This is a genomic window from Azospirillum sp. B2RO_4 (assembly GCF_051124815.1).
Taxonomy (GTDB): Bacteria; Pseudomonadota; Alphaproteobacteria; order Azospirillales; family Azospirillaceae; genus Azospirillum.
Genome location: NZ_CP118485.1, coordinates 446,521 through 467,072, shown reverse-complemented (window position 1 = coordinate 467,072; position 20,552 = coordinate 446,521). Strand labels below are relative to the sequence as shown.

Sequence of the window (20,552 nt, the reverse complement as noted above, 5' to 3'; positions counted from 1 at the left end):
GGAATGAGGTTCTGAGCCATGGTACTCCCTTCCCTACAGCATGCCGAGGTCAGGGCAGGCGATATGGGGCGTTATGTGATTCTCAGTACGCTAAATGTGGGGTTGTGATGGCAACGAAGACGAAACGGAAGCCTATTGATCCGGTCAAGGTCGAGGAGGCCGAGAAGCAGATCAGCGATTATGCGCGCACCGTGAAGTTCACGGTTACCGAATATTCATTTGAACATATCGTACAGCGACTAAAGAACGATCGGTATTATGTGCCAGGATATCAGCGCGAGCATACTTGGCCGGTGGAGAAGCAATCGAAGTTCATCGAGTCAGTCTTCATGGGGTTGCCAATTCCTTTCGTCTTCTTCTGGCAAGACCAAGAAGGGCGAATGGAGATCGTGGATGGATCGCAACGTATTCGCACTATTCGGAACTTCATCGACAATACTCTTGTTTTGAAAGGATTGGAGACTCTTCCTGCGGTAAATGGAATGAGATATTCCGACCTTCCTCCTTCTCGACAACTCAAGTTTGTTGAGACGCCAATCCGCGTCATTATTCTAGACAATGCCACCGACGCGGTGACGCGGACTGAGATGTTTGCTCGCATCAATACGGGAGGCACTACCGCGACGGATGCGGAGGTGCGTCGTGGCAGTCTGCCAGGGCCTTTCATGAGCATGATCATTAGTCTTGCTGATTCTCCAGAGTTCATCGAGCTGACTCCCATCAACTCACAGCTAGTAGACAAACGCGAGAGAGAAGAACTCGTAACCCGCTTCTTCGCCTACTTGGAGAGCTTCGATCCGGCGGCAATTGCGAGCGATGGAGATTGTGGCGATATACCCGACTATAAGGAAGAGCCTCGTCGCTTCTACTTCTTGTTCGTTAAGTCAATGAACGATCTGAGCGCAAGGGAAATTGAAGAAAACGGCGAGTCTGCAAAGCTGAATGAAATGTCAGCTGAGTTCATGCGCGTACTGGCATTTGTCAAGAAGGTTTCGCCTTTTGGATTTACCAAGAGTGCAAGCGGAAGTCAGGTGCCGCGAGTAAGATTTGAATCTATTGCTGTTGGTTCGGCGCTGGCCCTTCGGGCCGACCCGGACCTCTTCGAACGCGCCCCGGACATCACTCCTCTTCTGAACACGGAGGGATATAAAGAGGCAACCACATCCGACGCAGCCAATGTCAAAAGCAAGCTGCTGAAGCGGATCAAGATGGTCAGAGATTGGCTAGGGATGCAATGAGAGACGTTCTGAACTATCTAGATGAACGGCGAGAGGAGTTCGCCAGCCATCTCACCGTTGCCCGAATGTTAGAAGCGCGGGTTGACGAAGGAACGAACGAAAACGATCTCCGTGTTGAGGTTCGGCACATCAACACGATTAAGTCCGGCCTTCTCGTTCATCTTTACAACATCGTGGAAGCTGTAACGACTAGGACATTGGAGACCGTGGGCCGAACTGTGGTTACAAAGCGTCCAGCGCTCTGGACGGAAGCGGTGCTTAAAGAATGGGTTCGTGCAGCTGTGTGGAGTGGCGAGGAGAAAATCGGAGAAGGAGCCTTCAAAAGGCTGGCTGGTGTTAGTCGCGTTCTGGTATCCGGCAATGCTCCAGAGGAATTCATCGTGAAGGGTGAACCCGGTAGTTGGAACGACGAGGCGATAAAGAAGGTTGCTAATCGTCTCGGCTGCCAATTGAGATTTTCTCCTGAGATCAGTCGGGCCGCCTTCGAAAGAAAATATCGTGATGAGACAACCGCAATGCAGTTCCTTGCTGATAGGCGCAATGCAATTGCCCACGGCTCTACTACTTTCGAGGAAGGCGCACGAAGTATGACTTTGGATAATTTGGAGGAGTTGGCGGGACGTGTGCTACCGTTTCTGAAAGCTGTTACAGAATGCTACAAGGCCTACCTAGATACCGAGGCTTACCTTCAGACGGAGGAGGCCGCTGCATGAGCAGCGAATCTGAAATCGTCGCGGTCGATTTGTTCTGTGGTGTCGGTGGACTGACCTATGGGCTGACCAAAGCCGGCATTGATGTCCGATTGGGCGTCGATCTCGATCCAGCCTGTCGGTTCCCGATGGAGCAGAACAATGCCGCCAAGTTCCTGGAGGCAGATGTTTCGAAGCTATCTGCTTCGGACATTCTAGCGGCCTTTGGGGACGCTAGGGTGACATTGATTGCCGGTTGCGCGCCTTGCCAGCCCTTTTCTTCGTATTCCCAGCCGGCACGTCGCGAAAAGCAGCATGCGGACTGGGAGTTGCTGACATATTTTTCCTCCCTTGTCTTGTCCGTTCGGCCAACCTTCATCACGATGGAAAACGTGCCGCCGCTGATGAAGCAGGAGATATTCAAGCAGTTCGTAGCGGCACTTAAGGAGGCCGACTACCATGTCGACTTCGATGTGGTGGATGGTCGCGACATCGGGCTACCACAGAGAAGGCAGCGACTGGTGCTGGTCGCATCGGCCCTGGGTCCAATCAAATTGCCTAGGGTCAGCAAGCCGAAGGTAACGGTTCGTGACGCTATTGGCGGCTTACCGCCTATCGCAGCTGGCAATGCGGATCCGACTGATCCTTTGCATGTGTCCGCGTCGCTAAGTCCGACGAACCTGAAGCGCATCCGCCACTCTAAGCCGGGAGGCACTTGGCGTGACTGGCCAAAGGATCTCGTGGCCCCTTGCCATACCCGGGACACCGGCACAACCTACCCGTCCGTCTATGGAAGGATGGAGTGGGACGAACCAGCACCGACCATGACTACTCAATGCTATGGCTTTGGAAATGGAAGGTTTGGCCATCCTGAACAGGATCGTGCAATTAGCTTGAGAGAAGCCGCAATGCTTCAGAGCTTTCCAAGGGACTATGCTTTCGTTCCTCCCGATCAGCCGATCAAGTTCGCAACTCTCGGGCGGCTGATCGGCAATGCGGTTCCAGTTCTACTGGGGGAATATATCGGCAGTGTTCTTACCGAACATCTCATGAGTCATCGCCACTGATGGCTGAACAGGAACCGCCAGTTCTACCTAGCCGATCCGCGCTCATGGCGCGGATCGGGTCGAAGAACACCAAACCGGAAATGGTCGTACGGCGTTTACTGCATGCGCTCGGTTATAGGTTCAGGTTGCACGCCAAAGAGCTACCCGGTCGCCCCGATATCGTATTCAGATCCAAGAAGAAGGCTATCTTCGTTCATGGCTGCTTCTGGCATCGGCATTCTGGTTGCTCTAAATCTACAACCCCCAAAACTCGCACGGAGTTTTGGTCATCAAAATTTGATGCAAACATAAATCGGGATTTACGCAACCAGAAAGATCTTGAGAAGATCGGCTGGGATTACTTGGTTGTATGGGAATGCGAGGTTAAAGACCATATTAAATTATCTGCAGCGCTTCAAAATTTTCTTGGTGCAACCGTTTCCAGTATAGATTGCCATACAAAATTATCCATACAGAATCACTCTTAAAGAGAATGACGGAAGCTACCGTCAGTTAATCTAGCTCTTATTAGATCGCGACAACAGCCGCTTGCCACGATTGACTTCAGGACCGACCTGTCGTCTATCGACCAATACCTCTACTTGTCGAACAGCAATTTCGAGGTCGTTGTCTGCGAGTTTTCCCAAGAGAACTCTCATATAAGCTTGCAACTCCACTCTTTTACTGGTGGGATGCAGGCTGTCATCATCCTCAAATATCTGTGATATCTTGATCTGGAACACATCACAGATCTGTAGAAGCGTGTCAATTCCCGGCCACGCCTTTCCTCGCTCGAGGTTTGACACTGTTTCAACTGTCCTATCGATGCGCTCTGATAGCTGCTCTTGGGTAATTCCGCGGGCCAAGCGCTCGCCACGGACTCTCAATCCGACAATTCGCTTCAGGTCATCTGACATACCCCGAAACATCCTTTCGGGGACGGCTGCTGACCATAGATCATTTTTTCGGGTATAGGCAATTTACCGAAAAATATTATCGGGTTAATATCCTGCTCCGGGACAATTACCCAACCCTGGTTGTTGAGTTGTAGAGTCAAAAAGGAGAAAGCAGTGAAATCTTTGAGGTATATGGCGCTGATATCGATAGCAATGACAGTCATCTCTGCCAATGCCTATGGAGTTGATATAACTGTCAATTCACTTGCTGCGAGTGCAGCAACCCCTCTCTCTAGCGCGGAACTTACAGGAATTGTCGTCGGGAATACCCTTGTTCATAAATCACAATCTGGCCAAGAGGTGATCATCTATTATCGAAATGATGGATATAGGGTGTTCAAGATGGGCGCCCGGCGGTTTGAAGGGCCCTATGAGATCAAAGATAATCGCCGTTGCGAGTCTTCAACTCAGGGGGGATTGGTGTGCATGGCGATTTACAGAGCAGAGGGTGGCCAATACATCGTCTGTGATCCGCGCGATGGAGGTAGATGCAACTGGACAATGGCTGTTGAGAACGGCAACAGTAGAGACCTGCAATGAAAAACAACATTGCAACGCAAGTCTGTACATTTCTGATTTCGGCCTGTTTTCTCTCTTCTTGTTCTACAAGTACAACCAATTTTTCGGGGGTTGGCGCCGGGATCCTACAAGCGTCTGGAACACACTCGCTCACGGAATCCGAGGTACAAGGAGTTAAATCACTTAGGTTCGAGGTGAGGCCAGGCGATAGGTGGAATGATGGCTTCAAAGACAGCAGTCGGTCTGAGATCAGCTTTGGTAAGAGCTATGATTCCAACGGTGTCCGGTACAGATACAAGTTTGACGTTCTTGTTCCGTCAAAGGTCAATGGAAAGATCAATGGAACAAGCGGTCAGGTGATTATCGCCCAATGGCACCAAGGAAGAGGTGGTGATCCTAAGTACATGCTGGGGTGGCCGACTGCAGCTTTGTATTTCTCTGAAGGTAGCCTGTGGATATCCGTTGTGCTGGTCGAAGAGGGTGCTGGCATGCCGAAACAGGTTGCAATCAAACGTATAGACGACTTCCAGTTTGACCGTTGGAATTCATTCGAGTTCAGTACGGTATGGAGCCAAGGAAGCGACGGACATTTTTATGCATTGATGAACGGCAAATCCATTCTTAACTACGATGGGCCAAATGGTTACCCAAGCGGAATGAATTGGTTCAAGTTTGGGATTTACCGGATTAACGACGTGTACGCACCGACTACCGTTGTATACTTCAAGGATGTTCGCAGGGACTGAAGATGTTTCCAACCTGAAAGGATGGTCTGTCGACACCCTATGTATCTGGCATTTGACCGGACCTACATACGCTTCACGGCGTCGTGAAGCGCGGCAGGGATTCGACATGCGGTGAGGATCCGCATGTCGAATCCAGCAAAAAGCGTCGCTCCCTCAAGTTTTATCTCATTACCCGTGCTAAGTCACGCCATCAGAATCGATCTCATATTACGATGCCCCGCGCAATTATACTGAACCTACGAAGTATTCCCATATAGACGGAAGCAATCCTTTGGGTTGAGACAAAACCTTTCTCTCTAGAAATACCTGAGCAACACCGGCCATATTCGTAGCTCGATTACCGCTTCCTTTTCCTGCATACCATGTTTGGCACCAGTTATACTTGTCATTTTTTACTTGCTGAACAAAAACGAATGTCGCATTTACAGCCGCATATGTCCTCACACGCCCGCTGTTTTCAACAATATCCCAGCCGTCGGGGTCAGTACTGACACAATTTGTCACCGGATCACCATTTCCGCCGTCGTAGTGGGAGATTTGCTCGTCCCCTTCCTTAATTTTCCTCTGCACAACATATTGATCAGAAATATTTGCTGCTGTGTAATTTTTTACGCAATCTTGTATTACTTTGAAGGCTACAATTTTGCTATCATCATTTTTGAGCCCTTGAAGTATGCTAGGGATAGTAGTTGTGTTGACGTCTCCTGTTGTGATGGCTTCTCTTTTCAATTGCTTGACACCCAGAGAAACTGTTGCTTCTGAAGAAAGTCCGACTGAACATGCTGATATCCCCCGTTCTATGTCTCTGTATCTTGTAATCGAAGGCCATTGGCTAACTAGTATCGATATCAATATTGCGACGAACGAGATGATGGCTATAAACGAGTTTCGCCAGAATCGTAAGCTCATGTTGTTATCAGCTCCAGCTCTTCATTGTCACGACTGTCCGCCCGTTAGTGGGTCAGCGACTAGGTAAGAGCATCGTTCAGATAATCGCGCTAAATCTAGTGACAACATGATGTTTCAAGGGAATATCTGCTGCGCATGTAATGTGACAGGACTAATTGGAATACGGTTTGACCGTGTATTGAATTATGAATTTGCACAGTCGTCATCCACAATACATCTACAGTATTTTTTAAGATAATTATTGGTTAGATTTATCTCCGCATTGTAATTTATCTCTGCGATTGTACAGCGGCGGCAGTTCTTTTCGACGGCCATTGCACCTCTCTACGCCGGTTAATTCTCAGCGTACCGATTAGAATGAGTCTGTGAGGGCGAGAAACCGATCAGGTTGATGATGCAGGCCAGGGCTTTAACATGCGACGATGTCCGCAGCGACGATACCATCACTGCGGACATGTACAGAATGACCCGTGGGGAGGGTGCAGAGTGATCGTCCAACCTGGGATGTAGTTCCCCAGGCGGACGGATCAGGCGTTGATCAGAGACTCACGTGCGTGCATCTGAGCATCTGTCCCATTATCCTGATCCATGGGATCGGCGACCGATGAAGGTTCGATCACAGCGACGCCAGTCGGTGATGCATCCTTCCTGGGTGACAATCGCTTCCGGAAGGCAGTGGTTGAACGATTAAACGCGAAGAAGTGTTTCGTCACCATCGTGTCAAACTCCGCAACCTCCTTGATGAAGGTGTCGGAGAAGTCGCTGAATCCCTTCATCGAGTAGCGGAGGAATCCGGTGATGGCTTCCCTCTTCGTCATCGGAAATCCGCGTTGATTCCTTTCTTTTGGCGGGTCAACCCGCACCTGGAATGGGCGGTTGAACGACGTGCGCAGAACTCTACCAATCTCGTCCCGCGGAACCCACTCTCCTTGACGGCGGGCAGCAAATACGAAGTGCGCGTGAGATACGAGCACCGGCGTGTTCAACGCGCTGTCATCGGCGAACGACTCGACAAATGCACGTTTGTGCGGTCCGCAATCAGGAGCAACCTCTTCAAATTCCACACCTCCGACCTGTACGTATTCGTCGAACTCCCGAGCGATTAGTCGTGAATATTGAAGCTTAGTACGGTCAATGTCGAACTTAGCGGTCGGTGATCTGGGTGATTTAGCGACCTGATCGCGTGGTACGTTATCAATTCCGTCCGATTGATCAATGAACAAGCTGCGATGAGGCTGGAACAGCAGAGTGACCATCGCGAGCTTATCGGCTGGAACCTGTGTGAAGCGATCAAGAAAGCTACTCTCCCGGTCATGCATCCTGACCTGACGGCAAGACGGGCAGAAAAGATGATGGCATCGAACGGGGCGAGACCGTCCTTTCGGCATCAGCGTTTCACTTTCACTACAACTGGAGATTTTCCGACTAATGTCGGACAGTCCGATCTCCATCAACCTATCAACAGCAATCTTACGATGACGACGAAGTCCGTAGGTCAGACCTTTGTCTCTCTCTTTTTTATCCATGTCGTTTATCTGGCGAATAGGTTCTAGTAAAACTAGACGAAGGAGAAGGTGAATTTCCTTTCGGAAAGTCAACGCATCTGATTAGGTGTTGTGGAAAACAACATTGCATTGACCAGCGTGACTGGATCCATTCTTCTCCATTGTCTGGGATTGACCGTGTAACCTCAGTCACACGGTCACACCGTCACAGGAGGATGGGAGTGGTTGACGGCCACCACTCCCTCACCCGGTCACTCTTCCGTGTCGTCCTGCTCCCCATCACCGACGACCGATCCACGCAGGTGGTAGACCTTGATCGCGTTGCTGTATCCCGGCAGCCGCTTCGACACCGACGGGCTTCCATTGCGTGCCTTCACCAAATAGCCCTGCGTCTCCAACTCTCGGAGCACATCGCGGAAGTGGAGCGGAGCGCAGATATCGTCCCGGAATGCGCTGGGGAAGATGTAGTAGTCGGTGTCATTTCCCCTGGCCCGCTCACGGAACCCGACACGGTTGCTCGCGGGCCGCTCCTCCGGATCGTTGAGGGAGGTGAAGCGGGTCATGCCGTGCCGAAGGATGAAGTCACGGACTCGCTCTATTCCCGCACTGGCTTCATGGGCTTTGGTCGAAGCGCGTTCACTCATCCAATCAGAGAAGCACCGACCCGCAGCGTCGGTGGCACTCCCTTCCGACCAGGGCAGGACACCGAATCGGATCGCCAGTTCGCCGGCTGTGCCGACGATGCCGAACTGATGAGCGACGCGACGCACCTGACCATCTACGTCCGAATCGCAATGCAGGTCGACGAAGGCGTCGATCTGCTGTCGCGCCTCATGCACCCCCTTCCCCTCGTCGAGGATCAGCGCGCGGATGAAGGCGGTTCCAGCGGTTCCGTATTCCCGAACGCTGGACTGTGCCAAGCGCCGCGCAAATGCACTCGGCGTCTCTCCATCCGGCACCCCGTCGAAGATGCCGGCGCCTGCACCAGCGTCGGCGGGCAGGTCGATCAGCCGAACCTCTTGACCGGCCTGCACGACCTGCGGTCCCCTCGTCAGCATGCTCGACAAGGACGTCTCTCCCGTCGAAAGGACGGCGACCTTCCAGCGAAGCGAGGGTTCCGCTCCGGCACGGCGCGTCATCCTAGCTTTGCCCTGCCCATTCATCAGCATGTAGGCGGCGTCAGCGACGACACGCGGCGCGGCTTGACTGATCTCGTCCAGCACCAGCAGCGAGTCGCAGCGGCTGGCGGCAAGCGGTTCCAGCGCATTGTCGGTCGCCCTCCACGAGCGAATGAAGCGGGTATCACCCGGTCCCCACACACTGGCGGCGACAGCGGCTGCGGTGGTCTTCCCGGTGCTGGAGCGTCCGCGCAGGTGGACGCCAAGGTTCTCCTGTTGCAGCAAGCGGAGGAGGGGGCCGGTGAAGGCCAGCGATAGAGCGAACATCAGGCGGGAGTTCCCAATGGACGGCAGGGCAATCTCATCCTTCCATCCGTCGAGCGAACCGCTGGTCAGGAAGCCCGAGTCGTCGGATCCTTCTACGCAGATCCGTTCCGGCGACTCGCCAATCACCTGAGCGCCATAGATGAAGGTGTTGGTGGAGCACCAACCGGTCTGAGTGGTCCGACGCACGAAGCGACCGGGGTTGCATGACAGGAGGTAGTTCGGCAGGAGGCGCCGGTACTCGGCGTCAGGCGCGACATCGAGGCCGTTACGGGCGAGCAGGCCGGCGAGGGCTGTCGGCGTACCGGAGATGACATCATCCGGCACGTACAGCTCCCGTCGCTTCCCATCGGGAGTGGTGATCGCAACCAACCGGCCCCAATCGGTGTCGTTGAAGCTGCGAGACCGCGCGATGACCACCAGCGGGCCGCTGATGCGGACGGAGGTGGTCTGTCCATGCTTGTCAATGTCGAGCAGATAGACGCCGTCGTCGCGCAACTCGAAGGGAGCGCCGACCTCGGCGACCTGAGCGTCAGCGTTGGCAATGGGAAGAATGCTCACGCGCTCCTCCCATCGTCGGAGGTCGAGGTGCGGCGATGGTCGGCAAGCCACGATTCGACGCTGGCGCGCGCGTAGAGGACCTTTCGACCGATCTTGCTGAAGGCAGGCCCACCGCCGTGGTGCCGCCGCTTGCGCAGAAACGGCACGCTCAGGCTGTAGATGGCAGCAACCTCGCGCTCGTCGAGGTATTCCTTCGTCGGTTGACCGACCAATCCCGCTGCGGAACCGGCGGCCAGGAGGCAGAATTCACACGTCATGCTCACTGTCCTTACAAGGTTCCGGGACCCTGCGACGACGTAAGCACTAAAAAGGCCCGCACCGCCACAGACCCCACCCATCATCCGAAAGCGCCGACCGTCGAGCGGTGACAACCATCGAATCATGCGTTGGGATTTGCGCGGTCGGACCTCCCGACCACCAAGATCCGGCTTTCCCGTAAGAACCAGACCCTCGACCAGCCACCTCGACTGGATGCGTCCGAGATGGGCTTGACCGTTGCCGGTGTCAACCACCGGCAACGGCATTTTCATTCAGCCGCGGGTGCGGGTTGACCTCCCAGTGCCGCGTCAAGGACACTGGCAACCTTATTGGCGTTCTCCCGCTGGAAGCTGTCGACGATGTGGGCATAGCGGGCGGTCGTGGCGGCTTGTGAATGGCCGAGCAAGTCGCCAACACCCTTCAATGACATATTCTCCGCAAGCGCGAAGCTGGCAAAGGTATGGCGCAGGTCGTGAATACGGACGTCCTCCAACTTGGCCGCTTTACGCACACGCTGCCAAAATTTTTGGAAATCCTGCACGTGCGTTTCGGGGGTGCGGCCGGCGATCACCCAAGGGCTTCCCGGCATCCTGGGGATGGCGGTCAACACCCTATGCACCGGGTCGGTGATGGGAATGCTGCGCTTGCCCGTCTTGGTATCCGGGAGATTGATGCGGCGATGCTCCAAGTCGATGTACGACCATTTCAGTGTCTTGATCTCGCTTGAACGCGCGCCAGTAAGCAATAGCAGCCGCACCGCAGCTACCATGAAGGGCGATACCGATTCATGCTGATCGAGAACGCGGTTCAACCTAGCAATCTCCACGCTCGATAGGAATCGTTCGCGCTTCACTTCTGGGTATTTCTCAATCCACTTACACGGATTGGAATTGCGCGGTCGCAGCTCCCACATTTCCGCAAGATTCATCATTTTGCTTAGAGCAGCAATACAGCGATTTGCTGTGGTTTTCTTTTCCTTCAAGGAGCTATGAAACTTAGAGATGTGCGCGCCACTCACATCCTTTACACGCAAAGCCCCCATGTTCGGCTTAATGTATTTCTCAATCAGCCCCTCAGTCTCTTCGACCGTCTTCGGTTTATTTTTCGGTCGGCAGTGATCCTCCAGATATCTGTCGCACAGGTCAGACAAGGTGAGTGCGGTGTGTTCAAGCTGGCGTTCCAGCGAAGGGTCACGTCCTTGCTGAACCTGAAATGCCAGTTTACGCGCCTCATCACGCGCCTGTTCGACCGTTAGAATACCGTAACGGCCGATGGTCGGCTTGCGCTGCTTGCCATCTGGACCGCGATAGATATAGACGAACGATCGATGGCCCTTGGGTGTGAGCTTGAATCCGAATCCCCTCACCTCGGTGTCCCAGATCATCAGATCGGTCGTACCCGGCTTGGCGGCGTCGATGATGCGCTTAGTGAGTTTCGCTGTCGGCATAAGGCTAGTACCTCCTTTGCGCCATATAGGTAACGCGGAGGTAACGGAACAGGTCAGAGCCGGTATCGCTCAGTATATTTTCAGAGCGAGTTTACAAGTTGTAAACAGTGGAGACGTAATGGTCTGAATACCCCCAGAGCACTCAAGGATAGATGCGCAATCTAATTTGTAATCAGAAGGTCACGGGTTCGATTCCTGTATCCGGCACCACCGCGCACTGGGGATGTTTGCTCGACGCAATGGCGACCCCGATGCCGCACTGGCGTTATTGTCACCACGGAACCGTTGGACGGCAGCACGGTTGGAGGAGGCATTGGAATGCCCCCTGACACCAGCTTGTGCGAAAGGCCGATCATGACAAAGCCCCAGCGTCCCGAGTCGGGCGGTGACACGCCCACCACTCCGAGCGCGGAGGCCCATCGGATGCGCGCGGACATCGACCGCGGGCTGACCGGCGACAAGGTTCCGGCCACCGATCCCGCCGCCGCGCCGCTCGGCACCGACGACGAGGCGGCCGGCACCACGCCGACGCACGGCATGTCGCACGATCCCATCGCTCCCAAGGACCAGCGTATCCCGCCGGGCCAGAAGAAGGGCGGCGACACGCTCGACACCTGACCGCCAGAATGCGAATCGCCCGGAATAGCTAAAAGCCCGGCCGGGGATCCCGGTCGGGCTTTCTGCTGTCAGGCGTCCGGCAATCGGCCCTTCGAAACCTGCGCTCAGAAATAGCGCTCCGGCACGCGGACGACGTCGTCCGGCATCACCGAGGTCGTGATCGGAGCCTTGCGGATTTCCTTCTTGGGATCGGCGCCGCGGGTGATCAGGACGTAATCCTCCTTGGCGCGATAGGTGTAGCCACCGGCCATCGCCACGGCCGACAGGGCGGTCATGCCGTTGACATACTGGTACTGGCCGGGGTTGCGCACCTCGCCCAGGATGAAGAAGGGCCGGTGGTTCAGCACCTCGACGCTGACCTTCGGGTCCTTCACGTAGCCGGCGGCCAGACGGGTGGTGATTTCCTTTTCAAGATCGCGGGTGCTGCGGTCCTTGGCAGAGACTTCACCGATCAGCGGCATGGCGACCTTGCCGGTACCGTCCACGCGGAACTCGCCGGACAGCTGTTCCTCACCGAACACGATGACGCGCAAGGCGTCGCCCGGGCCGAGATGGTATTCGCCGATCTGACCGGCGCCGGCGGTCTCCATCGGCGCGTCGTTGCCGGCACAGCCGACCATGGCAACGGCGAGCGCGGCCAACCCGATCCCCTGGCCCAGCGCACGGAACATATGACGTCGATTCATCCCTAAACCCTTTCCCTGGCTGGTGGATGCCTGCCGCAGCGCCGGTCCGGTTCTGATCGCCGGTCCGGTAGGTCCGGATGGATGGAATGGCTCCCTGGAACCGCCCATCCGCCGGCCGCCTTGCAGCGGCGCCCTTTGGTCACGCACCTGAATTCGGGTGGAGACTAGCAACTCGCAAGCGCTTGGGAAAAAGTGGAGAGGAATTACCGCCTTCGGATCCCCCCAATACATCTCCACCGGCCATAAAAGCAGGCATAAGAAAAGGGCGCCCGTCATAGGACGGACGCCCTGCCCTGTTCAGCAAAACCTTTAGGACCTTTGGCCGGGACTTTCCCAGACGGACGATCCGGATTCGGCGGATTACAGGCTGGATTACATCTGGGCGCCGAGTCGCAGGTAGATCAGGTTGTCGCTGTACTCGGCCGCGCTCAGGTTGGAGTTGCGCTTTTCATAGGTGTAGCCGCTGGTCAGATACAGGTAGCGGTTCATCTGATAGGTGCCGCCGATGCTGGCCGTATAGACCTTGTCGTTGCGGTCGTTGCCGTTGAAGTCGTCCTGGCGGTACTGCAGCCGGGCGTTCAGCACCAGCGAGCGCAGCAGCTCGTGATCGACGCCCAGGGCGAACAGGGTGCGGGTGTAGCTGGAGGCGGTGCCGAAGCCCGGGCTGGCCGAGGTCTCACGCACCTGACGGCTGGCGGTCGCGCTGATGCCGGTCAGCTGGGTGACCGCCCAATTCAAGCGTCCGCCGAAGGACAGGCCGCTGAAGTCCTCCAGCCGCGAATCCTTGTAGTTGCGGACGAGGTAGCCGGCGAACAGCTCCCCGGTGATCAGGCCGCTCAGCTGGCTGGCGACACCGCCCACCACCTCGTACCCGTCCGAATCGCGGTCGAGCCCGAAGGCGTCGCGGTCGTTCTTGTGGCGGGTCCAGGAATAGGTGCCCTGGACGAAGGCCTCGTAGCCCTCGATGAACTCATAGCCTACGCGGCCGACCGTCGCATATTCCCAGCGGTCGCGGTCGCCCTGGCGGGCGACGCCGCCGCCGATCAGGTCGACGTCGTCATAGGAGATGTACTGGGCCGACCCCGACACGCGGGCGCGCAGGCGGTTGAAACGCTGGGTATAGCCGGCCTCGCCGCCGCTGGTGAAATACTTCACCGGCTCGGCGTAGCCCTGCAAGCTGTTGATGTCGCCGCGGCCTTCGTGGTTGCGGCGGTGGAACAGTCGGGCGTCCAGCGCACCGCCCTTGTTCACGTCGTAACGGCCGTCGGCCTGCGCGGCATAGTCGGTGTAATTCTCGCCGGAATGGTCGCTGTAGCGGCCGGTATCGGCGGAAGCGGAGAAGTTCAGCGCATGGGCCGCGAAGTCGGACTTGATGTCGATCCGCGGACGGACGGTCCAGATGACGTCGTCCTCGTGGTTGTCGCGGGTGGCGTAGACGTTGGTCTCATAGGTGGCGCCGGCTTCCACCCGCGGCAGGAACAGGAAGGAGCCGGCGCGGACGCCAAGCTGCTCCAGCTCCGGCCGGCGGCGCTCCAGCACGGTTTCGCCACGCTGCAGGTCGTCCTGGGCGGCGGCGGGAAGCGACGTCAGCCCGGTCGAGGCGAGAGCGAGGGCGAGGAGGGAAAGGGTGCTGGTCTTCATGGAGTCACCGCGCTTGGCTGGGTTCGGTCGGCTCTGGGTTCGGTCGGCTCGTCGGGCCGGGGGCCGGCCCCTTGGTGGGATACGGCCGGTCACCGCCTTCCGGCTGGAACCGATGCGGACGCATCCTCGGCAAAGACACAACAAACCGTGCTCCTCCCGCAACAGTGAAGCCCGGTCGCCGCCGCTTTTGCGGCGTCCTGTGGTGTGGCCGCAACAAATGACCGGCAATGGGACAAGACCGGCGGCGGCAATGATTTGCTTGATTCCAGTCCTCTTTTTAAATGGTCGTAAGATGAAGGTCATAGCCGCCGCCCGACAAAACTGGCGATGCTCCCCCGCCCCTGCCCCCGCCCTACTTGGAACCGTCCGCCGCGCACCGGGTTGTTCATGACGATTCCTGACCAGGAAAGGTGCCGCATGACCCGCCGACTCGACACGCCGCCGCCGCCACCCTCGACCAAGCGTCCGCCCGACTCCACAATCCCACCCTACACGCCGGGCGGGGTGACGCCGCCCGATGGCGAGGACGCGGCCAGTCCTGCCGAGAAGACCGCTCCGCCCGACAGCTATCCGCCCAAGCGGAAACCCTGACGAAGAACAGGCGGCGAGAAGCGGCGCCGGCCAAAGCGTATCGTGACGACGGCGTCATGAATCGGCGACCGGGACAACGCGAATTGCGGCAGAAGCGGCGATCGCCTTGTTTTCGAACTTGCACCGCTTCTTTTGTTGCGCCGCCGATGACGTTTGCATTCCTGTGGCTCTATGACGCATCTGCGAAGGTTGCACTGCGCCCATTGTGTTTTCTACCCTTTCCATGAGGAACGCATAATGGACGCAATGGGTGGCGACAGGCGGTAAACGCCGGGCCACCTCTGCCCACGCAGCCGGGAGCGGCGGTCCGTGCCCGCCCCAGCCTTCGTCCCGGACCGAAGGCGGGCGCGAACCACGGGCCCGTTGCCATGGACGACTTCGGACGACTGCCTCCCGACGACTACCAGTTGGCCGGCCAGGTTCATCACCGCCTCCGCCGCGCTCATCAGCGCTCGTCGGCGATCTTCATCGACCTGATCGGCGATTCGCTGCTGACCCCCACCCAATGGGCGGCGCTTGCCACCCTGCATGCCGAGGGGCCGCTGTCGCAGAACCAGCTCGGCCGGCTGACCTACATGGATCCGGCGACCACGCAGGGGGTGATCCTGCGGCTGGTGGAGCGCAATCTGGTCGAACGCCAGCCCGACCCGCAGGACCGCCGCCGCACCAGCGTCCGGCTGACGCGGATCGGTCAGGCGCTGGTCGTCGACCTGACGGCCAACGCCGCCGCGGCCCACGAACGCACGCTGGAACCGCTTTCGGAGGAAGAGCGTGTGCAGTTCATGGCCCTGCTGGCCCGCCTGATGTAGGCGGCATCGCCTGATGGTTTGAGAAAGGCCGAACGGGAAAACCCCGATCAGGCGGTGACTTTTGCGCGGGGTTTGCTATGAACGCGGTGTGTTGCGTCGCACCGCGACCCGGACACGCCGCTGGTCTCTCACGAACCGGGGTCCCCGCAGGATGAAGCACCGCCACCCGACCGCCTCGCCGACGGCGAAGTCCCGTCTTTCGGCCGCTCTGTTCGCCGCCCTCTCCGTCGCCGCACTCGCCATCGGTCCCGCCGCGGCCCAATCCGCGAAGGAGCCGGTGAAATTTTCCGGCGCGCCGGTCCGCGTGGGCGAGATCAACAGCTACACCGGCCTGCCCGCCTTCACCATCCCCTACCGCCAGGGCTGGCAGCTAGCGCTGGAAGAGATCAACGCCCAGGGCGGCGTGATCGGCTGCTGCGAGCTGCAGGTCGTCTCGCGCGACGATGCCGGCAAGCCCGACGACGCGGTGCGCGTCGCGCAGGAGCTGGTGACGAACGAGGCGGTGGACGTGCTGGCCGGCACCTATTTCTCGCACATCGGGCTGGCCGTCGCCGATTTCGCCGCGCGCAACAAGGTGCCCTTCGTCGCGGCCGAGCCGCTGACCGACGCCATCACCTGGTCGAAGGGCAACCGCTACACCTTCCGCCTGCGCCCCAGCACCTACATGCAGGCGGCGATGCTGGTGGAGGAGGCGGCGAAGCTGCCGGCCAAGCGCTGGGCCACCGTCGCCCCCAACTACGAATACGGCCAGTCGGCGGTGGCGTGGTTCAAGCAGCTGCTGAAGGAAAAGCGCCCGGACGTGGAGTTCGTGGCCGAGCAGTGGCCGGCCCAGGGCAAGCTGGAGGCCGGCCCGACCGTCCAGGCGCTGGCCGCCGCCAAGCCCGACGCGATCTTCAACGTAACCTTCGGCGCCGATCTCGCCAAATTCGTCCGCGAGGGCGAAGGGCGCGGGCTGTTCCGCAACCGCAAGGTCGTCAGCCTGCTGACCGGCGAGCCGGAATATCTGGAGCCGATGAAGGACGAGGCGCCGGAAGGCTGGATCGTCACCGGCTATCCCTGGGATCAGATCGACACGCCCGCCCACAAGGCCTTCGTCGCCGCCTACACCGCGCGCTTCAAGGAATCGCCCAAGGCGGGTTCCATCGTCGGCTACACCACCATGAAGGCGGTCGCCGCCGCGATCACCAAGGCCAAATCCAGCAACGCCGAGCCGATCGTCGATGCGCTGGCCGGCCTGACCATCGACAGCCCGGTCGGCCCGATCACCTTCCGCGCCTCCGACCATCAGGCGACCATGGGCACCTACGTCGGCACCACCACCGTCAAGGACGGCCGCGGTACCATGAAGGACTGGCACTACGCCGACGGCGCCAACTACCTGCCGCCCGAGGACGTGGCGCGCAAGATGCGGCCGGCGGAGTGACGTTGTAGGCTTCGATTGCCCCCTCCTGCTTCGATTGCCCCCTCCCTAACCCTCCCCCACCTCTGGTGGGAGAGGCGACTGCCGCCGCTCTGCAACTGAGTCCCTCTCCCTCCAAGAGGGGGAGGGTTGGGGTGGGGGCAAGAGTCCGCACCGAAACGACGAATCCATGTCCTTCCTCCTCGTCCAGGCCCTCAGCGGGCTCGCGACCGCGGCGACGCTGTTCCTGGTGTCGTCGGGGCTGACCATCGTGTTCGGCGTGACGCGGATCGTGAATTTCGCGCACGGCTCCTTCTACATGGTCGGCGCCTATGCCGGCTGGTCGCTGATCGAGCGGTTCGGCGGCACGCCCGCCGGCTTCTGGGGGTCGGTCGCCGTCGCGGCGCTGGCGATGGGTGTTCTCGGCGCCGCAATGGAGATCGGACTGCTGCGCCGGCTATACCGCTCGCCGGAGCTGTTCCAACTGCTCGGCACCTTCGGCGTCGTGCTGGTGGTGCAGGACCTGACCGCCTGGGCCTGGGGGCCGGAGGATCTGCTGGGCCGCCGGGCGCCGGGGCTGAAGGGCTCCGTCGACATCCTCGACCAGCCCTTCCCGCTCTACGACCTCGTGCTGATCGGGCTCGGGCCGCTGGTGCTGGGTTTGCTGTGGCTGCTGTTCAACCGCACCCGCTGGGGCACGCTGGTCCGGGCGGCGACGCAGGACCGCGAGATGACCAGCGCGCTGGGCGTCGATCCGGCCCGGCTGTTCACCGGCGTGCTGTTCCTGGGCTGCGCGCTGGCCGGGCTGGGCGGCGCGCTGCAGGTCCCGCGCGAGGCGGTGACCCTGCAGATGGACATGGCCATCGTGGTGGAGGCCTTCGTCGTCGTCGTGGTCGGCGGCATGGGCAGCCTGACCGGCGCCTTTCTCGCCTCGCTGCTGATCGGGCAGTTGCAGGCCTTCGGCATTCTGGTCTTCCCGCAGATCACGCTGGTGATCGTCTTCCTGTTCATGGCGGTGGTGCTGGTGCTGCGCCCGCATGGCCTGCTCGGTCGGGCCGACGAGGTGCCGCCGACTGCACCGGCCACGGTGACCGTGTCGCTGTCGGCCGGACGCCATGCCGGAACTTGGGCGCTGGCCCTGCTGGCGGTCATGGCGGCGGCGCCGCTGGTCGCCGGCGATTACGCGCTGATCCTGCTGACCGAGGTGGTGATCCTCGCCCTGTTCGCCGCCAGCCTGCATCTGCTGATCGGGCTGGGCGGGCTGGTGTCCTTCGGCCACGCGGCGTGGTTCGGGCTGGGCGCCTACGGCTCGGCCCTGCTGGTCAAGCACTTCGACGCGCCGATGCCGCTGGCGCTGGCCGGCGCGCCGATCCTGGCCGGGCTGGGGGCGCTGGTGGCGGGCTGGTTCTGCGTGCGGCGGTCGGGGCTCTATTTCGCCATGCTGACGCTGGCCTTCGCGCAGATCGTCTGGTCGATCGCCTTCCAGTGGTATGCGGTCACCGGCGGCGACAACGGAATCCTCGGCGTCTGGCCGTCGGCCTGGGCGGCGGGCAAGGCGACCTATTACTGGCTGACGCTGGCGCTGTGCGGCGGGGCGCTGTGGCTGCTGCGCCGGGCTGCCTTCGCCCCCTTCGGCTATGCATTGCGGGCCGGACGCGACTCAGGCCTGCGCGCCGAGTCGGTGGGCATCGACGTGCGCCGCTTCCAATGGATGGCCTTCGTGCTGGCCGGCACGGTGGCGGGTTTGGCCGGCGGGCTCTACGCCTTCGCCAAGGGCAGCGTCTTCCCCACGCTGCTGGCGGTGCCGCAGTCGGTCGATGCACTGGTGATGGTGCTGATGGGCGGCATCCAGACCGTTGCCGGGCCGCTGGCCGGTGCCGCCGTCTTCCATCTGCTGGAGTCGGAGGTGATGAGCATGACCGACTGGTGGCGGCTGGTGCTGGGCCTGATCATCGTCGCGCTGGTGCTGGTCTTCCCCAAGGGCATCGTCGGCTTCCTGTCCGGCTTCTTCAGGAGGCGGGCATGAGCGAGTTGCCCATGACTGAGTTGGTGGTGCGCGACCTGCAACGCTCTTTCGGCGGGGTGCAGGCGGTGGGCGGCGTGTCCTTCACCCTGCGCTCCGGCGACCTGCTGGCGCTGATCGGCCCCAATGGCGCCGGCAAGAGCACCTGCTTCAACCTGCTGAACGGTCAACTGCGGCCCGACTCGGGCTCGGTCAGGCTGGACGGCACCGAACTGGTCGGGCTGCCGCCGCGGCGCATCTGGGCGCTGGGCGTCGGGCGCACCTTCCAGATCACTGCGACCTTCGCCTCGATGACGGTGGCGGAGAATGTGCAGATGGTGCTGCTGTCGCGCGCGCGCCGGCTGTTCGGGCTGTGGCGCCCGGCCGCCGAGCAATTCCGCGAGCCGGCGCTGGCCCTTCTCGACCGCGTCGGCATGACAGCGCAGGCCGACCGCCCCTGCGGCGTGCTGGCCTATGGCGACGTCAAGCGGGTCGAACTGGCGATGGCGCTGGCGAGCGAGCCGACCGTCCTGTTGATGGACGAACCGACCGCCGGCATGGCCCCGGCCGAACGCCTTGCCCTGATGGCGCTGACGGCGGAACTGGTGCGCGAGCGCGGCCTCGCCGTGCTGTTCACCGAGCATGACATGGACGCCGTCTTCGGCCACGCCACCCGCGTGCTGGTGCTCGACCGCGGCAGGTTGATCGCCGAAGGCTCGCCGGATCAGGTGCGCGCGAACCCTCGCGTGCAGTCCGTCTATCTGGGAGGCGAGGCGTGAGCGAACCCCTGCTGACGGTGGACGCCCTCCAGGCCTGGTATGGCCGCGCCCACATCCTCGACGGCATCGCCCTGACCGTCGGGCGGGGCGAGGTGGTGGCGCTGATGGGCCGCAACGGCGCCGGCAAGACCACCACGCTGAAGGCGATCATGGGGCTGGTCGAGCGCCGCGCCGCCTCCCTGCGTTTCGACGGACGCGACCTGTCCGCCCTGCCCGCCCACCGCATCGCGCGGCTCGGCGTCGGCTATGTGCCGGAGGACCGCCGCATCTTCGCCGACCTGACGGTGGAGGAGAATCTGGAGGTCGGCCGCCAGCCACCCCGCCCCGGCGCCCCCGCCTGGACACCGGAGAAGCTGTTCGCGCTGTTCCCCAACCTCGCGGAGATGCGCGGCCGGCGCGGCACCCGGATGAGCGGCGGCGAGCAGCAGATGCTGACGCTGGCCCGCACGCTGATGGGCAACCCGTCGCTGCTACTTCTGGACGAACCGTCGGAAGGGCTGGCGCCGCTGATCGTGAAGCAGATGGCCGAGGCGGTCCGGCGCCTGAAGGCGGAGGGCCTGTCGGTCCTGCTGTCCGAGCAGAGCCTGTCCTTCGCCTCGGCCGTCGCCGACCGCGCCTGCGTCATCGAAACCGGCCGCCTGCGCTGGACCGGCACGATGACGGAGCTGTTGGCGGATGATGGGGTGAGGGCGGCCTATCTGGCTGTGTGAC

Annotated in this window: 21 protein-coding genes; 13 read left to right on the top strand and 8 right to left on the bottom strand. The window is 59.9% G+C overall.

The window, feature by feature from the left end:
* Window positions 1-107: 107 nt before the first annotated feature.
* From PWS46_RS02040 to PWS46_RS02025, 4 genes are read left to right on the top strand one after another with little or no spacing between them, the layout of a single operon-like run.
* On the top strand, window positions 108-1,238 hold the full coding sequence (locus PWS46_RS02040) for a DUF262 domain-containing protein (RefSeq protein WP_434617408.1): 1,131 nt from the start codon (window positions 108-110) through the stop codon (window positions 1,236-1,238).
* Window positions 1,235-1,951, top strand: coding sequence for an MAE_28990/MAE_18760 family HEPN-like nuclease (locus tag PWS46_RS02035; protein WP_434617405.1), 717 nt, complete (start codon window positions 1,235-1,237; stop codon window positions 1,949-1,951). The genes PWS46_RS02040 and PWS46_RS02035 overlap by 4 nt, the downstream gene beginning before the upstream one ends.
* Entirely contained in the window at window positions 1,948-2,994 is a 1,047-nt protein-coding gene (locus tag PWS46_RS02030; RefSeq protein ID WP_434617402.1) for a DNA cytosine methyltransferase, read from the top strand. The genes PWS46_RS02035 and PWS46_RS02030 overlap by 4 nt, the downstream gene beginning before the upstream one ends.
* Window positions 2,994-3,461: a very short patch repair endonuclease gene (locus PWS46_RS02025; RefSeq protein WP_434617399.1), complete on the top strand. Its 468-nt coding sequence runs from the start codon at window positions 2,994-2,996 to the stop codon at window positions 3,459-3,461. The genes PWS46_RS02030 and PWS46_RS02025 overlap by 1 nt, the downstream gene beginning before the upstream one ends.
* Window positions 3,462-3,491: 30 nt before the next feature.
* Here PWS46_RS02025 and PWS46_RS02020 read toward each other — a convergent pair whose 3' ends face one another.
* Complete coding sequence (locus PWS46_RS02020; protein ID WP_434617396.1) at window positions 3,492-3,890, bottom strand: helix-turn-helix transcriptional regulator; 399 nt, start codon at window positions 3,888-3,890, stop codon at window positions 3,492-3,494.
* A gap of 171 nt (window positions 3,891-4,061) precedes the next feature.
* Between PWS46_RS02020 and PWS46_RS02015 the strand changes: the two genes are divergently transcribed.
* Window positions 4,062-4,469: a hypothetical protein gene (locus tag PWS46_RS02015; RefSeq protein WP_434617393.1), complete on the top strand. Its 408-nt coding sequence runs from the start codon at window positions 4,062-4,064 to the stop codon at window positions 4,467-4,469.
* Entirely contained in the window at window positions 4,466-5,194 is a 729-nt protein-coding gene (locus tag PWS46_RS02010) for a heparin lyase I family protein (protein WP_434617390.1), read from the top strand. Before PWS46_RS02015 ends, PWS46_RS02010 begins: the two co-directional genes overlap by 4 nt.
* A gap of 225 nt (window positions 5,195-5,419) precedes the next feature.
* On the opposite strand, the gene PWS46_RS02005 is transcribed toward PWS46_RS02010, so the two are convergent.
* The 5 genes from PWS46_RS02005 to PWS46_RS01985 form a co-directional block, all read right to left on the bottom strand.
* Window positions 5,420-6,103 carry a hypothetical protein gene (locus PWS46_RS02005; protein WP_434617387.1) on the bottom strand — a complete coding sequence of 228 codons (684 nt, stop codon included), beginning with the start codon at window positions 6,101-6,103 and terminating at the stop codon, window positions 5,420-5,422.
* 527 nt (window positions 6,104-6,630) lie between these two features.
* Window positions 6,631-7,629: a hypothetical protein gene (locus PWS46_RS02000; protein ID WP_434617384.1), complete on the bottom strand. Its 999-nt coding sequence runs from the start codon at window positions 7,627-7,629 to the stop codon at window positions 6,631-6,633.
* Between the two features lie 230 nt (window positions 7,630-7,859).
* The gene (locus PWS46_RS01995; protein WP_434617381.1) at window positions 7,860-9,611 is read right to left on the bottom strand and encodes a DUF927 domain-containing protein; all 1,752 of its coding nucleotides are present in this window, start codon (window positions 9,609-9,611) and stop codon (window positions 7,860-7,862) included.
* On the bottom strand, window positions 9,608-9,868 hold the full coding sequence (locus tag PWS46_RS01990; RefSeq protein WP_434617378.1) for a helix-turn-helix transcriptional regulator: 261 nt from the start codon (window positions 9,866-9,868) through the stop codon (window positions 9,608-9,610). Before PWS46_RS01990 ends, PWS46_RS01995 begins: the two co-directional genes overlap by 4 nt.
* Window positions 9,869-10,137: 269 nt before the next feature.
* The gene (locus PWS46_RS01985; RefSeq protein ID WP_434617375.1) at window positions 10,138-11,316 is read right to left on the bottom strand and encodes a tyrosine-type recombinase/integrase; all 1,179 of its coding nucleotides are present in this window, start codon (window positions 11,314-11,316) and stop codon (window positions 10,138-10,140) included.
* A gap of 423 nt (window positions 11,317-11,739) precedes the next feature.
* On the opposite strand from PWS46_RS01985, the gene PWS46_RS01980 reads away from it, so the two are divergent.
* The gene (locus PWS46_RS01980) at window positions 11,740-11,934 is read left to right on the top strand and encodes a hypothetical protein (protein ID WP_434617372.1); all 195 of its coding nucleotides are present in this window, start codon (window positions 11,740-11,742) and stop codon (window positions 11,932-11,934) included.
* A 104-nt stretch (window positions 11,935-12,038) separates the two neighbouring features.
* Here PWS46_RS01980 and PWS46_RS01975 read toward each other — a convergent pair whose 3' ends face one another.
* A complete protein-coding gene (locus PWS46_RS01975; protein WP_434617369.1) occupies window positions 12,039-12,620 on the bottom strand; it encodes a polysaccharide biosynthesis/export family protein in 582 nt (193 codons plus the stop codon).
* 372 nt (window positions 12,621-12,992) lie between these two features.
* On the bottom strand, window positions 12,993-14,261 hold the full coding sequence (locus tag PWS46_RS01970; RefSeq protein WP_434617366.1) for an outer membrane beta-barrel protein: 1,269 nt from the start codon (window positions 14,259-14,261) through the stop codon (window positions 12,993-12,995).
* A 417-nt stretch (window positions 14,262-14,678) separates the two neighbouring features.
* Here PWS46_RS01970 and PWS46_RS01965 point away from each other — a divergent pair, with 417 nt between their 5' ends.
* The 6 genes from PWS46_RS01965 to PWS46_RS01940 all read left to right on the top strand — a co-directional run bounded on the left by PWS46_RS01965 (window position 14,679) and on the right by PWS46_RS01940 (window position 20,551).
* Window positions 14,679-14,852 (top strand): hypothetical protein, encoded by a 174-nt coding sequence (locus tag PWS46_RS01965; protein ID WP_434617363.1) that lies wholly within the window; start codon window positions 14,679-14,681, stop codon window positions 14,850-14,852.
* Window positions 14,853-15,220: 368 nt separating this feature from the next.
* Window positions 15,221-15,661 carry a MarR family winged helix-turn-helix transcriptional regulator gene (locus PWS46_RS01960; protein WP_434617360.1) on the top strand — a complete coding sequence of 147 codons (441 nt, stop codon included), beginning with the start codon at window positions 15,221-15,223 and terminating at the stop codon, window positions 15,659-15,661.
* Between the two features lie 151 nt (window positions 15,662-15,812).
* Window positions 15,813-17,084, top strand: coding sequence for an ABC transporter substrate-binding protein (locus PWS46_RS01955; RefSeq protein WP_434617357.1), 1,272 nt, complete (start codon window positions 15,813-15,815; stop codon window positions 17,082-17,084).
* A 166-nt stretch (window positions 17,085-17,250) separates the two neighbouring features.
* Window positions 17,251-19,086, top strand: coding sequence for an ABC transporter permease (locus tag PWS46_RS01950; protein WP_434617354.1), 1,836 nt, complete (start codon window positions 17,251-17,253; stop codon window positions 19,084-19,086).
* Window positions 19,083-19,841 (top strand): ABC transporter ATP-binding protein, encoded by a 759-nt coding sequence (locus PWS46_RS01945; RefSeq protein WP_434617351.1) that lies wholly within the window; start codon window positions 19,083-19,085, stop codon window positions 19,839-19,841. The genes PWS46_RS01950 and PWS46_RS01945 overlap by 4 nt, the downstream gene beginning before the upstream one ends.
* Complete coding sequence (locus PWS46_RS01940) at window positions 19,838-20,551, top strand: ABC transporter ATP-binding protein (RefSeq protein ID WP_434617348.1); 714 nt, start codon at window positions 19,838-19,840, stop codon at window positions 20,549-20,551. The genes PWS46_RS01945 and PWS46_RS01940 overlap by 4 nt, the downstream gene beginning before the upstream one ends.
* Window position 20,552 lies beyond the last annotated feature (1 nt).

Coding starts and splice junctions, on each gene's coding strand:
- PWS46_RS02040 (WP_434617408.1), top strand. CDS start 108: ATGGCAACGAAGACGAAACGGAAGCCTATTGATCCGGTCAAGGTCGAG.
- PWS46_RS02035 (WP_434617405.1), top strand. CDS start 1,235: ATGAGAGACGTTCTGAACTATCTAGATGAACGGCGAGAGGAGTTCGCC.
- PWS46_RS02030 (WP_434617402.1), top strand. CDS start 1,948: ATGAGCAGCGAATCTGAAATCGTCGCGGTCGATTTGTTCTGTGGTGTC.
- PWS46_RS02025 (WP_434617399.1), top strand. CDS start 2,994: ATGGCTGAACAGGAACCGCCAGTTCTACCTAGCCGATCCGCGCTCATG.
- PWS46_RS02020 (WP_434617396.1), bottom strand. CDS start 3,890: ATGTCAGATGACCTGAAGCGAATTGTCGGATTGAGAGTCCGTGGCGAG.
- PWS46_RS02015 (WP_434617393.1), top strand. CDS start 4,062: ATGGCGCTGATATCGATAGCAATGACAGTCATCTCTGCCAATGCCTAT.
- PWS46_RS02010 (WP_434617390.1), top strand. CDS start 4,466: ATGAAAAACAACATTGCAACGCAAGTCTGTACATTTCTGATTTCGGCC.
- PWS46_RS02005 (WP_434617387.1), bottom strand. CDS start 6,103: ATGAGCTTACGATTCTGGCGAAACTCGTTTATAGCCATCATCTCGTTC.
- PWS46_RS02000 (WP_434617384.1), bottom strand. CDS start 7,629: ATGGATAAAAAAGAGAGAGACAAAGGTCTGACCTACGGACTTCGTCGT.
- PWS46_RS01990 (WP_434617378.1), bottom strand. CDS start 9,868: ATGACGTGTGAATTCTGCCTCCTGGCCGCCGGTTCCGCAGCGGGATTG.
- PWS46_RS01985 (WP_434617375.1), bottom strand. CDS start 11,316: ATGCCGACAGCGAAACTCACTAAGCGCATCATCGACGCCGCCAAGCCG.
- PWS46_RS01980 (WP_434617372.1), top strand. CDS start 11,740: ATGCGCGCGGACATCGACCGCGGGCTGACCGGCGACAAGGTTCCGGCC.
- PWS46_RS01975 (WP_434617369.1), bottom strand. CDS start 12,620: ATGAATCGACGTCATATGTTCCGTGCGCTGGGCCAGGGGATCGGGTTG.
- PWS46_RS01970 (WP_434617366.1), bottom strand. CDS start 14,261: ATGAAGACCAGCACCCTTTCCCTCCTCGCCCTCGCTCTCGCCTCGACC.
- PWS46_RS01965 (WP_434617363.1), top strand. CDS start 14,679: ATGACCCGCCGACTCGACACGCCGCCGCCGCCACCCTCGACCAAGCGT.
- PWS46_RS01960 (WP_434617360.1), top strand. CDS start 15,221: ATGGACGACTTCGGACGACTGCCTCCCGACGACTACCAGTTGGCCGGC.
- PWS46_RS01955 (WP_434617357.1), top strand. CDS start 15,813: ATGAAGCACCGCCACCCGACCGCCTCGCCGACGGCGAAGTCCCGTCTT.
- PWS46_RS01950 (WP_434617354.1), top strand. CDS start 17,251: ATGTCCTTCCTCCTCGTCCAGGCCCTCAGCGGGCTCGCGACCGCGGCG.
- PWS46_RS01945 (WP_434617351.1), top strand. CDS start 19,083: ATGAGCGAGTTGCCCATGACTGAGTTGGTGGTGCGCGACCTGCAACGC.